Origin of the sequence: uncultured Psychrobacter sp., from assembly GCF_947495825.1 — a bacterium.
Lineage (GTDB): Bacteria > Pseudomonadota > Gammaproteobacteria > Pseudomonadales > Moraxellaceae > Psychrobacter.
Genome location: NZ_CANMAH010000001.1, coordinates 462,892 through 476,332, shown reverse-complemented (window position 1 = coordinate 476,332; position 13,441 = coordinate 462,892). Strand labels below are relative to the sequence as shown.

Here is a 13,441-nt window from a genome sequence, read left to right as displayed (position 1 = left end):
CATGGTTCAAAATACCCAGTCGCCAAATACAGACAACTCTATGCAAGCGCTCAAGCAGTATGGTAGCTATATCTTAACAGCTATTTTATTGGCCTTAGCCGGTTATTTTGGCTGGACATACTGGCAAGAGAATCACGCACGGGTAGATACCGTAGCCGCTGATCAATATGCTGATATCCAAAGACTTAATGAAGAAGTAAGTCTGGCAGCACAGAACCCAGATCTAGAGGCTGAAGCATCCACGGCACTTGCTGCTAGTCGTGCCCAGCTAAATAAAGACATTGATGCATTAGTCAGTACGCATGGTAAGTCGGTTTACGCCTGGCAAGCTTTAATGATCAAAGCTCGCCAACAAGTCGATAGCGATGATTTCGCGGGTGCAACTGAGACCTTAAAAAAGGCATTGGCAATAGATTTAGGAGATGCAGGTTTAAATGCGATTACGCGTTTGCGCTACGCTGAAACATTGTTGTCAGCAGGGGACATAGATGCAGCACTAGCAGAAGCTAATAACGATATGCCAAGCTCATTTGAGGCCAGCCAACAAGAGCTGCTAGGTGATATCTATTTGGCAAAAGATGACGAAGATGCTGCTATTAAAGCTTATACTAACGCTTGGAGTCTGATTGGTAAACGTCAAGAGACTAGAGCAGTACTGGCACTAAAGATGGAGAGTCTAGGGCTTATGCCTGAACCAATCGATGAGCCTGCTAGCCTGATTCAAACAGCTACCGTACCTGAGCCAGTAGCAGCTGAAAACGCCAGTGCGGCTATTCAAAATGGCGTTAACAATAGTAACGTTTCTGACCAAGCAGCGCAGTAAATCGGCATTATAATCAATAATAATGTATATTGCAGACAAGGATGGTGCTATCTATTTATAGCTTTTCAGATAATAGCCCGTTTATCGATAGTTAATTTATTCGTAATGAGAGCAGACAATGACCCTATCTATTCGCTTCAGCAAAACAATAAAAAGTAAGACCATGAAGTCGACTGTCATGAACGTAGCGGCTGTGGCGCTGATGACGACCGCTGTCGTTGGTTGTAATCGTGGTATTAAGCCAGTAGTACACGATCCCGTCGAGCTGGTACAAATTGCCCAACCTATTAGTGTGCTGCAGCCGGTATTTAGCGTTGATGTTGGTAATAAAAAGGCAAGTAAGAAAGATCCTCTCGCCTTACAAGTTGGCTACAGTAATACCCAAACTGTCGTCGCCTCACGTGGAGGTGAGTTGACAGGTTTTGATAACGCAGGTCAGCGTTTATGGTCCATAGACGTCGGTGAGCAAATCACTGGTGGCGTAACGATAGATTCATTAAGTCAGACCGCTATTGTGAGTACACGCAGTGGTTTGGTAATGGCTTTTGATAGCACAACTGGTGCTAAGCGTTGGCAAAAGCAGCTGTCAGGTTCAGTGCTGACGCCTGCGCTGGTTAGCAACAATCGAGTCGTTTTGTCTGCTAACGATGGTTTTTTACATGGCTTGTCTTTACAGACCGGTCAGTCGATTTGGCAGTTTGCGACTCAAGTGCCAGCTATTAGCGTGCGCGGTAGTGCAGCACCAGCATTGTTAGATGACAAAACTGCATTACTTGCTACTGCTGATGGTCGTCTTCATGCTATTACGATCGATAATGGCTTGCCGCAGTGGTCAAGACGTGTTGGTGTCGGTGCTGGCAGTAGTGAAGTTGAGCGTATGAGTGATGTCGATGGTATGCCTGTTGTCGATAATAATCAGCTATACGCGATCAGTTACAGCGGTCAGTTGTTAGGGATTGATTTAGCGTCGCGCCAAGTCATGTTCGTAAACGATCTGGCCAGCTTAAAATCACTTGCTGTAAACAATCAACAAGTCATTGCTACCAGCTTAGAAGGTAAAGTTGTCGCTTACGATCGTAATAATGGTAATATGTTATGGGAGAGCGAAGAGCTTGCTTATCGCGATTTGACAAATCCTGTCATGATTGGCAATTATATTGCTGTCGGTGATCTTGAAGGAGTCGTGCATCTGTTTAATCCTGCAAACGGTGATATCGTGAGCCGGGTGCAGACTAAGGGCGCATTGACTAACCTACAAGTGCAAGGCAGTCGGTTGATGACGCAAAGTACTTCTGGACAAGTAGCTATCTGGCAATTAGCACGCTAAGTAGCAAGTGATAACGCTATCTTGACTTACTTTTACATTGTTAGTGTGCTTTATTGAGCAATCGTTGTTAATAAAGATATTATGCTATAACGCTTAAACGCTGCTTTGTCAGCGTTTAATGCCTTGTATAGACAGTGCGTTTCACGTACTCTATGCGCCTTTATGATAAGTGCCATGATTTACAGTTGATGGGATGTTTTTTACTATTAGTCCATCATCTACCCCACTAAAAGACTATTATCTTTTATAATAGGTTCTTCGTCTTCATCATTCATTTAAGTTTGCGGTCATATGACACCTATTTGTTGTTATTGACCATTATTGAGAGTAACGCATGAGTATCAAGCCCGTGGTCGCGCTAATTGGTCGCCCCAATGTAGGTAAATCTACTTTATTTAATCAATTTACCAAAAGTCGCCAGGCTTTGGTTGCTGATCTATCCGGTTTGACTCGTGACCGTCAATATGGTGATGCTACCTATGAAGGCAAATCGTTTATCGTGGTAGATACTGGCGGTATCGGTGAAGCCGATGATGGCAGGGGAGACATTGATGACTATATGTCTGAGCAGTCGCATACTGCAATTCATGAAGCTGACATCATCGTATTTGTGGTTGATGCACGGGCTGGTATGATTGGGGCTGATGCAGAAATCGGTAAGTTTTTGCACACCCTAGGCAAGCCAGTATATGTTGTCGCCAACAAAGTTGATGGGACGCATGATTCTGCACCTGCAGAGTTTTATGCACTAGGATTGGGTGAGCCTTATCCAATGGCTGCCAGTCATGGTCGCGGTGTCGGTAATTTACTAGAAGTCATCACAGCTGATATGCCAGAAGATGTCGATACAGGAGAGCCGGACGGGCTTAAACTGGCTATCATTGGGCGTCCAAACGTAGGTAAGTCAACTCTTGTTAATCGTCTATTGGGTGAAGACCGAGTCGTTGTATTTGATATGCCTGGTACGACGCGTGATAGTATCTATATCCCTTATAAGCGTGATGGCAAAAACTACGTATTGATTGATACTGCTGGTGTACGTCGCCGTGGCCGTATCGATGAAAAAGTAGAAAAATTCTCTGTTATCAAAACCTTGCAAGCGATAGAAGACTCTAACGTCACCGTCATTGTAATCGATGCGCAAGAAGGCATCGTTGATCAAGATCTTCACATGATTGGTTATGCCCTCGATGCAGGTCGAGCATTAGTTGTTGCGATTAATAAATGGGATGGGCTAACTCATGAGCAAAAAGACTATATCAAGATTGAGATGGAGCGTCGTTTTAACTTTATACCCTATGTAAAAGTGCATCTGATATCTGCGTTGCATGGTACTGGCGTCGGTAATCTGTATCCTTCTATTTTACGCGCCTACCAGTCTTCGATGTTTGAGGTATCTACCAACCGCTTAACGCAAATATTGCAAGACGCAGTCATCGCAAACCCGCCGCCAACTGTTGGTGGTCGCCGTATTAAACTGCGTTACGCCCACATTGGTGGTCACAATCCGCCAGTCATTGTCGTCCATGGTAATCAAACAGGGTCATTGCCTAAAAGCTACCAGCGTTATCTTGAAAATCAGTTTCGCCAAGTATTTAAGCTCGAAGGTACGCCGCTAAACGTAGTCTTTAAGCTCAATGAAAACCCTTACGCCAATAAGAGCAACACGCCAACTAAAGCCAAAGCTCAGCAACTGCTACAGCGTCAACGTAATCGTAAGCAAAAGTACTCAAAAAGTCACAGAAAAACAGATAAAAAACGATAATTGAAACCTCTAAAGACTTCTGCAATAGAGGTCTTTAGGTCAGTTGCCTGAAAATTTACTGATAGAGTTTATTGGTTTTTTTATATTATTACCATTTATCGTAAAATAAACAAGCCATACACTTATGAGGTATTATAAGTCAAAGCCATCATAAATTGATTGATTGACATGAGTATAAGTTCTTCTAAAAACATACCCACGATTATTCGTAGTTCTGTATTACAAGCTATCGTTGTGGCCGTTTTTGCAGGCTTCTTATTGTCTTTTGTTTATACATTCGTCTATAACTATCAACAAAAACGTCTACACGTTCAGCAGTTGGGTGAAATGCTTGCAAATAGTGCATCAACTCCCGATGGCGCAAACTTAGTTGCTCGGCAAGTCAGTATATTGCTGGACAATGACCCATTCTTACAAAGTATTTTATTCTATTCAACTGATCAACCTATTGATTCATTGAGTCAAGGCAATATCGATAGTGTGAGTAATAATTGGTATAGCGCTTGGTTTGCCGATACGGTCAGCTTTAATTATCCAGTCACCAGTCGTTATCTTACAGGTAGTAGTATCCAACGCGCCAATTCCTCTCAGCGTCTCACTAACGCATCGCCTATCAATGTGAAAGATACGTCAATATCAACCACTCCGTTAGCTGCGCGTAATACGTTGGTCGGTTATATTAATATTACGTTAGACATGACGCAGCTACGTTGGTATTGGGTTCGGGTTAACCTATTGTCATGGCTTGCAACTACCATTTTAGGGGTTGTCATTATTTGGTATATTCTGCGCAAACTTAATTGGCCAACCAAAGATATTATCGAGCTTGCGAAAGTGTGTGAGATAGCAGCGAACAACCCTGAGCTTAAGCAGCTACCTACTATTCAACAGCGCTTCGAATTCGAAGAGCTTATACGTATAAAAAAATCTTTTATTATTCTATTTGAACGCCTAAGAGTAGCGCAGCAGGATTATCTCGATCTTGCAGACTTTGAGCGCCAACTTCACAATAAAGACTTGTCCCTTGATATGCAGCGCTCAAACTTTCAAAACATGATTACTCATGAGCTAAAAACTTCTCTTAATGCCATTACGGGTGGTTTGCAACTTTTAGATAATCAATATCTTAATGATGAACAAAAAGACACATTGGCTATTATTCATAAAGGCAGTCATCACTTAGAGCTCACTCTCGAGCAGATTATTCAGTTAAATAGAATAGAAAAAGGCCAACTGGTGGTAAGTTTAAGTGAATTTAATCCGCTAAAAGTGATCGCTAATCTGATAGAGAGGTTTGAGCCTGCTGCCAGACAAAAGAATCTAGAGCTTATTAGTCGTCTTCATCATGCTGAGTATACTTTAGAAGGTGATATAAGTAAGATTCAGCAAATTTTGACCACATTGATAGATAATGCAATAAAGTTTACTCATACAGGCCAGGTTATTATCGACTCTCAACTGACGCATTTTAATGAAAGTATTCGCTGGCAAGTTAAAGTTATTGATACAGGTATTGGCATTAGCACAAGTTATCTAGAAGATATATTTACTCCGTTTTTTCAAGTTGATTCGTCAGATACTCGTGAGAATGAAGGAGTGGGAATAGGGTTGTCGGTAGTCAAACAAATTGGTCAGCTTTTAGGCGCAGCAATTGAAGTAGAAAGTGAGCTTGGTGTAGGGAGTAAGTTCACCGTTACGATACCACTGCGCCATAAGAGACATACACAGCATGAAGATCTCTTAAAGGGGATTAACATAGTGTACTATCATCATGATGAAGTAAGCTCGATGGTAGATATGCTAAGAAGACTTGGTGCTAATGTCAACTCACAGCGTAATGGACAATCGATGATGGATTATATTTCAAAAGCGAAAGTAAACGTCATCATGTTTGCAGAAGAGGTGCTACCTGAACAAGTTGCTCAATTAACTAAATATATTCGCAAGCGAGAAACCACTCGTCGCGCATTGTTGGTTTATTGGTATCCGCTACATAAAGAGCGGTATGTAGAGAGCTTTGAATACGATCTAAAAGCTGCGGGTGTAGACTACTGCCACAGTACGGTGCAAGACCCTAAGCTATTGACTGTGTTATTGAAGAAGTGGCTGACATAACTTGATATCATAAAAATTCTAATGAGCAGGCTTCAGTCGTTATTAGGTGTAGAGGTTATTAGGTGTAGAGCGTCAAGTCAACATTACGACGCACGCTTTTGGCTGTATATAGAACAAAAAAGACGCTAATCATTAGCGTCTTTTTTATTTATCAGCCTACTTAAGACAATGGAGCCGCTACTATTTTAATAAGCTTAGAATAGGTTCTGCGCCCAGCGTACCACATGCTGCCACATCCGGCTCATAAAGCCTGATTGTTCGAGGTCAGTGGTGGCTACAATAGGTACTGAAGCTACTGCCTTACCATCAATAACTGCTAGCATTTTGCCAATCTTTTGTCCTTTTTTGATAGGAGCTTCTATACTTTCAGGGATATCGACGACTGTAGTAATCTTATTTTTTTGTGTTTTAGTGGTTAAGACCTGTAGGGTATCGCCTGTTGCCAGCTCTACCTCGTCTGCCTCACCAAACCATACTGGCAGCTTACTGACAAACTGATTGGACGGTGCTTTTGTCACTGTGGTGAAATGGCCGAAGCCCCAGTTAAGAAGCTCTCGCGACTGATCTGCACGTGCTTGTGGACTTTCGGTTCCCATAATCACAGATATGAGACGCATATCATCACGATTACTAGAAGCAACTAAGCAGTAGCCTGCTGCATTAGTATGTCCTGTTTTTAGACCATCTACTGTAGGGTCTGTAGCCAGTAGCGCGTTACGATTGCCTTGAGTGATACCATTATAGGTAAACTCTTTTTCAGCATAGATGTCATAGTATTCACCACTATTTTTTATAATAGCGCGAGCAAGCTTTGCCAAATCAAGTGCTGAAGCTTGGTGACCTTCATCAGGCATGCCTGTTGCATTCACAAAATGCGTATTATCCATGCCAAGCTTTTCGGCTTGCTCATTCATCAATATTGCAAATGAGCTTTCGCTACCTGCAATATGTTCAGCCATCGCTTTTGAGGCATCGTTACCTGATTGAATGATGATACCGCGTAGCATATCGATGACACTAGCAGTTTTATTTACTGGCACATACATACAAGATTGGCTACTACTACCGCGACACCATGCATTTTTGCTCATTAGCACTTGTTCATCTTCGGTCAAGTCGCCTGAGCTTAGACGTTGCTCGATGATGTAGCTGGTCATCATTTTGGTTAATGAGGCGGGAGGAAGAGGTTGGTTGGCATTTTTTTGCGCTATTATCTCACCCGTATTATAGTCCATCAATACGTAGGCGGTATTGTCCATCTCTGGAGGTTGAATAGCAGCATTAGCAATGACTGCACTCAAAGATAAGCTGACACCAACGACTAGCTGTACCAGCTGTTGTTTTACACGCTTTACTGTCATAGATTGTTACACCACATCATGAAACCCAATGTATCTATCGCCAGCCATACTTATAAAAGTATTTAAAGATGACGATTGACATAAAATTAAGGCCTTATCTTAGCAAAATGCTAACCAATGGGGAAACAATAAATACGATAAAAATGACATTGGCAACATAGAGGAGGGGAACCTAAAAAACAGCGTGTGGCAGGAGCCGTTAAGTCCATACTATAGGGTTTATCTTTTGTATAGATAATAGGTTTATTAAGGGATAGTAAGTAGTAGCTTAACGCAAAAAGCTTGCCCCTCTCACGATTAATTTTTAAAGTGAAAGGAGCAAACTTGGTTTATACAAATTATTATGCAAGGCGTATTAGCGACTGACTAACACTTTTATACTTATATAATTAAGCGCTTAGTCAGAATATTTTGCGCGCAGTTAGCAGTTAGCAGTTAGCAGTTAGCAGTTAGCAGTTAGTATTGTGCATTTGCTAAGTCTTCGCATAGGGCTTTATTGTCTTGTTTGGAGAACCCAAGCGTCCAGCTACGAATACTTTGCAAAATTTGACGATAATCTTGTTGCGTTGATAAATATTGTATAGCAGCCTTTGGATCCTCTAAAGACGGCATAAGCTCATGCAATTGTATATTATAAGATTTATAAAAACGTTGTCTTTGTCTTTTGTTTAACATCGGTGGACAAATTTCAGATAGTACTTGCATGACCGCAATTTCATGTTTAGTAATACTAACGCCAGACATATCCAGAGGAATGGTAGATACATTATCACTAGCTGCATTGGATGTTTGAGCTAACATTGAAGCAGAGGCTATTAACCCAATAATGCCAATCTTTGAAGCTGATTTTGTAACTATTCTTGTCGTTGTAGAAATTATAGATAATATCGATTGATTCTTCATTCGGTATCACACTCGCTTTACGTTATTTAATGGTGTTATGGTAATGGGAAAAAAAATAAAAGTCACATAAAATATTGACTTATGTGTAGATATATTGTGACCTAAGGCCGATTGATAGCAACATATCAGTAGCATCTGTCCCTAAGTTACATAAGCCTTAATAGATAACACTCTATTGTTGTTCGTTGTTGCCTATTGTAACGAAAAAATAGGCTAAAAAGCGACCAACTGTTGTTGATATATATGTTCGCAAAATCAAATTATGAAAGACTAAATGCATGGACAATTTTTTGCGAGTGTAGACTCAACTGTTTGATTATACTTGATTTTAAGGCAGTAAGTGAGAGGTTTGTTTATGACTATGCTCGGTTAAGGTATAATCTTTTTCCACGCCGTACAGTAACTCGATACATATAGGCTTAATTACTACAATTACTGTGATGCTGATAAGTCTATTTTAGACCATGATATGTCACTACAAGTTTTTCATTTTTCACCTTCTATATCTTTATTTATCGGTTAAGCGGTGTTACACAAAAGTCGTCTTTTAAATTAAAGTATTGATTTATGCTACTTGTTTTTAATCGCTAATATCTATGAGATAGCTGGTTATAAAACGTTAGTAATCGGTGATGATATTTAAGTCTGTCGCCAAAAAATAAGATATAACTATATTGAGCTGCCATGAAGTTTTTAATCAGTAATGATGATGGAATACACGCGCCAGGATTGTTGGCGTTATACCAAGCCCTTTGCCAAATCGGAGAAGTCATAGTCGTTGCACCCAATGAAGAGCAGAGCGGTAGTGCCAGCTCGCTTCATATCTCTCAGCCTTTGTATCCTCATGTCTTGCCATCAGGGTTTATTGCAGTTAATGGCTCACCTGCAGACTGTGTCTACCTTGCGCTACATGAGCTTTATGCTGATACTCAGTTTGATTGCGTCATCACAGGTATTAATTCAGGCGCAAACTTAGGGCAAGACGTTTTGTTTTCGGGTACTTTTGGTGCCGCGTTGACCGCTCAGCTCTTTGGCGTCCCAGCGATTGCAACTTCATTGGTGGGTCATAGGATTAAAGGTGACGGACAGGATCAAACCAGCCACTATCAAATGGCAGCAAACGAGATCGTCAAGATATTGACCAAAACGCCTGTATTAGAGGAGCTCAAGCGTTTGCCTTATCATGTGCTTAATATTAATATTCCAAACGTAGATACGGCTGAGGATATTATGGGACGCAAAATCACGCGTTTGGGACATAGTCTAATAGAGAAGCCTGTATATCATATGGTCGACCCACGTGGCCGTGATGCTTATTGGTTGTGTTTAAAAAAATGCCAGAATCTGCCGTCCAAAGAGTATGTGGACGCTTCTATTAATACGTCTATTGACCGCTCTGTGAATGACTTTGTCAGTGATAATCCTAAGCTTGAAGGTCAACCAAGAGCAGACAGTAATGACACAAGTGTTTATACAGATGATCAGGCAGTAGCAGCAGGTTATATTAGCTTATCACCCGTACGCTTGCATCATACTCCAGCGTCTACGCTTAATAAGTTTTCGGCTTTAGCCTTATAATTTATGATTATAATTAAGGTTTGCTGAAACAGAGGCTACTTTTAGCTGCTTTTATAAATAGAGTCGTATCCTATAAATAGAGTCTTATTATGAGTATAATAGCGGCGGTATAACTCTATAAACGGTAAAGATAACAACACGATAAACGTGAGCACTATACTGTAAGTACTATAAAGAACGTGAGCACTATGAAGAATAGGAAACCTTGTATGAAAAATCTTATTTCTGGGTCGCAGTTAGCGACTGCTGCCTTAGTCGGAACGCTGGCGGTTGCGATGACAGGCTGCGCTACTAAGCCGACCTATCAAAATTCTGCACGACCAGCTCCTAAAATTATTACCAATAGTCAAGGTGTCCCTAACTATCATCTTGTAAAACGTGGCGATACGGTTAGCCAGATTGCTGCACGTTATCGCTTAAATTATCGTCAAATCGGAGCGCTGAACGGCCTTGATAGTAAATATACTATCTATAGTGGTCAATGGCTTAAGCTTTGGCATGGTGAACAAAGCGCGCCTGCAAGTCCTGCACGTAATAACAACTACAATGTTGCCACTACGCCTACGACACCGCCATCGCAATACACTCCGCCGCCTACGACTGGCTCGGCACCTGTTTATGAAGTGACTGCCAATTCGACCGCTGGCTACGAGTATCCTAGCCGTAATCAAGTCCTTCGTAATTTTGATGCTGCATCTGGCAACATGGGTATGTGGTTTGCCGGTAGAGAAGGTGATCCAGTACTTGCCAGTCAAAGTGGAACGGTACTATACGCGGGCGATGGGCTAACCGAGTATGGCAATCTTATTATGATTCGTCATAGCGGTGACTACATTACCGCTTATGCGCATAATAGCCAACTACTGGTTAGAGAAGGCGAAGCAGTACAGCGTGGTCAACGTATTGCCAGTATGGGTAGTAGTGGCCAGACCAATCAAGTAGCACTACAGTTTCAAGTACGCCTAAATGGTAATCCTATTGATCCGCGTGCCGTTTTGGGACGTTAAGGCATTATTCAACTAAACTGCTGGTTAACCTAGGTATTATTTAGCCTAAGTTAGAGAGCAGCGACTTAAGAGCTACCGTATACTTATAACCTGTCACTACTTTTCATATCGTTGCAAAGCCTTATGAAAAGTGGTGATAGGTTTTTTTATAGATTGTCGAAATAATTTAGAGATAAATTGTTAATCAAGCTTGTTTTTTGTCTAGACAGCTTTTGACTGAAATTTAAGGCCATATTTTATAATGACTACTACGATTTTTGACACGCAAAGCTATAAGTATCCGCAGAATTTTGAGGAGATAAAACCCAAGCTTACGCGTCTGCAAAAAGCGATTAAAAAGCTTGAGGCAAATCTAATAGATGCTAATAACGATGCAAGTATTGAGCTGCTAAATCAAAGATTGAGTAGTGATTTGGGGTCAAAAGTGGACTATGCCAGTGAGCTAAATCCAAACCAACTGCTTGCAGCCACTACTATTGAAGGGAAGGTGTTGGTCATCGCTGGTGCTGGCTCTGGTAAAACCAAAACGTTAACCTACCGCACAAGCTATCTGCTAGAAAATGGCGTGAACCCTAAAAGTATCTTGCTACTAACCTTTACCCGCAAAGCGGCGAATGAAATAAAAAGTCGCGCCAAAGTCTTATTAACTGATACGTTATCAGACGATGACTTGGCAGAAGACAGACTACCGACCAGCAAAGCACTAAACGATATCACTAGCGGCACCTTTCATTCATTTTGCAACATGCTGTTGCGTCAGTATTCAGGGCTGCTCGGCATCAATCCACGATTTACTATCTTGGATACAGGTGATAGTGAAGACGCTATCGATTTAATTTATAAAGAAAAAAAATATCCTGCGCAAACCAAAAGCCAAGCCTTTCCGCGTAAAAAGACCTTACAAAATATCATCTCCACTTCTAGAAATAGACGCATCCATATCCGCGACTTAATCGAAAGCAATTATCCTGATATCGCTGTACATATTCATATTATTGAGCAGTTAGCCATTGATTTCCATGAGTATAAGCGCGCCAATCATCTCTACGATTTTGATGACATTATTAGCCAAGTCGTACGCCATTTAAAGACTAATAATACCTTTCGCCAAATGCTACAAAGTCAATATCGCTACATCATGGTTGATGAATATCAAGATACCAATATCCCGCAAAAGCAGCTGATAGATTTGATTTGTGAGCCTGAATCGGTGTCACTGATGGTCGTTGGCGATGACAATCAGAGTATTTATGCGTTTCGCGGCGCAAACTATGAAAATATTCTACTTTTTGGTGAGACTTATCCTAAAGCCAAGCTTATCAAGCTTGAGCAAAACTACCGCAGTACGCCTGCTGTTTTAAATTATATCAATGCACTGTCTGCACAAATCACGCTAGGCTATCAAAAGCAGCTTTATTCGAATGCGAGCATAACAGGTGACAAGCCAGTATTTAGTCGTTTGAGTGATGAAACCCGCGAGGCCAAATACATCGCTGATAAAATCATGGCGCTAAAACCAGACCATGATTACAACGATTTTGCGGTACTGTGCCGCACCTCTTTTCAATCTAACTATATACAGCTTGAATTTATGGAGCGTCACATTCCATTCATCGTGGTAGGCGGGATTAAGTTTATTGAAAGACGGCATGTCAAAGATGTCCTAGCATTTGTCAAAATCCTCTATAATCCAAATGACACCATTGCTTGGCACCGTATCTTAACCTTATTTAAAGGCGTAGGGGCAGTCACTGCAACGCGTTTGACTCAAGCGATTAATGCCGATAATAATTCATTTGAACCATTGCTCACGGCAAAGTTTGCTAAAAAAAGCGAGCAGCTTAAACCTTTATACAATACTCTTACTAAGGCGAATCAAGCAGAGTCGGTTGAGACCGTCATTGAGTATATTCTGGATTTTTATATTCCTGTTTTAAAGCTAATTGAAGAAAACTGGCGTGAGCGTAGTGAAGATTTTCGAGTGCTTAAAAACTTAGCAGCAGAACATAGTAGCCTTGATAATTTTTTAGAAAACTTAGCACTCGATCCGCCCAATGATTCAGTAGCGACGACCAGTCAGCCAGAAGAGGATAAAGATAAAGTGACGATTTCGACCATTCATAGTGCTAAAGGGCTTGAATGGCCAGTGGTCTTTGTCAATTCATTGGTCGATGGTATTACTCCGCATCACCGCTCGTTAGATGATTTTGAAGAGCTAGAAGAGGAGCGCAAATTATTTTATGTGGCCTGTAGTCGTGCCAAGATTGGCCTGTTCCTAACTGCGCCAAACTATTTTTCTAGTTATTCAGGTTACTTTGACAAGCCGTCACGTTTTATTGCTGAATTGTCTACAAATGAGGTTGAGGTTAGGCGCTCTAGGAAACTGTTGGAAACTTTGGCAAGTGATGATCCAGTATGGTGGTGAAAATCAGGGTAGTTTTGAATTATTCATTTTTACAAGAAGGATATTATCAAGTCACTAATACTTGACAATGTTTCAATAAACCCTATACTTTTCTCATTAGATATTTTATTAACTTTTGTCGATAAAATATCAGTTTT

The 13,441-nt window shown here is 41.1% G+C and carries 9 protein-coding genes; 7 read left to right on the top strand and 2 right to left on the bottom strand.

Annotated elements, in window-relative coordinates; genetic code table 11:
• Nucleotide 1: 1 nt before the first annotated feature.
• The 4 genes from Q0895_RS01950 (at nucleotide 2) to Q0895_RS01935 (ending at nucleotide 6,030) form a co-directional block, all read left to right on the top strand.
• Complete coding sequence (locus Q0895_RS01950; protein WP_299185102.1) at nucleotides 2-823, top strand: tetratricopeptide repeat protein; 822 nt, start codon at nucleotides 2-4, stop codon at nucleotides 821-823.
• Between the two features lie 118 nt (nucleotides 824-941).
• Nucleotides 942-2,150: an outer membrane protein assembly factor BamB gene (gene bamB / locus Q0895_RS01945; RefSeq protein WP_299185101.1), complete on the top strand. Its 1,209-nt coding sequence runs from the start codon at nucleotides 942-944 to the stop codon at nucleotides 2,148-2,150.
• Between the two features lie 334 nt (nucleotides 2,151-2,484).
• The gene (gene der / locus Q0895_RS01940) at nucleotides 2,485-3,915 is read left to right on the top strand and encodes a ribosome biogenesis GTPase Der (protein ID WP_299185099.1); all 1,431 of its coding nucleotides are present in this window, start codon (nucleotides 2,485-2,487) and stop codon (nucleotides 3,913-3,915) included.
• 168 nt (nucleotides 3,916-4,083) lie between these two features.
• Nucleotides 4,084-6,030: a HAMP domain-containing sensor histidine kinase gene (locus Q0895_RS01935; protein ID WP_299185098.1), complete on the top strand. Its 1,947-nt coding sequence runs from the start codon at nucleotides 4,084-4,086 to the stop codon at nucleotides 6,028-6,030.
• 194 nt (nucleotides 6,031-6,224) lie between these two features.
• Here Q0895_RS01935 and Q0895_RS01930 read toward each other — a convergent pair whose 3' ends face one another.
• Both Q0895_RS01930 and Q0895_RS01925 read right to left on the bottom strand, forming a co-directional pair.
• Complete coding sequence (locus tag Q0895_RS01930; RefSeq protein WP_299185096.1) at nucleotides 6,225-7,391, bottom strand: D-alanyl-D-alanine carboxypeptidase family protein; 1,167 nt, start codon at nucleotides 7,389-7,391, stop codon at nucleotides 6,225-6,227.
• Between the two features lie 456 nt (nucleotides 7,392-7,847).
• Complete coding sequence (locus tag Q0895_RS01925; protein WP_299185094.1) at nucleotides 7,848-8,294, bottom strand: hypothetical protein; 447 nt, start codon at nucleotides 8,292-8,294, stop codon at nucleotides 7,848-7,850.
• Nucleotides 8,295-8,978: 684 nt separating this feature from the next.
• On the opposite strand from Q0895_RS01925, the gene surE reads away from it, so the two are divergent.
• From surE to Q0895_RS01910, 3 genes are all read left to right on the top strand, one after another.
• Complete coding sequence (surE, locus tag Q0895_RS01920; RefSeq protein WP_299185093.1) at nucleotides 8,979-9,872, top strand: 5'/3'-nucleotidase SurE; 894 nt, start codon at nucleotides 8,979-8,981, stop codon at nucleotides 9,870-9,872.
• 209 nt (nucleotides 9,873-10,081) lie between these two features.
• Nucleotides 10,082-10,879 carry a peptidoglycan DD-metalloendopeptidase family protein gene (locus Q0895_RS01915; RefSeq protein WP_299185091.1) on the top strand — a complete coding sequence of 266 codons (798 nt, stop codon included), beginning with the start codon at nucleotides 10,082-10,084 and terminating at the stop codon, nucleotides 10,877-10,879.
• A 241-nt stretch (nucleotides 10,880-11,120) separates the two neighbouring features.
• Entirely contained in the window at nucleotides 11,121-13,304 is a 2,184-nt protein-coding gene (locus Q0895_RS01910; RefSeq protein ID WP_299185089.1) for an ATP-dependent helicase, read from the top strand.
• The last annotated feature ends 137 nt before the right edge of the window (nucleotides 13,305-13,441 follow it).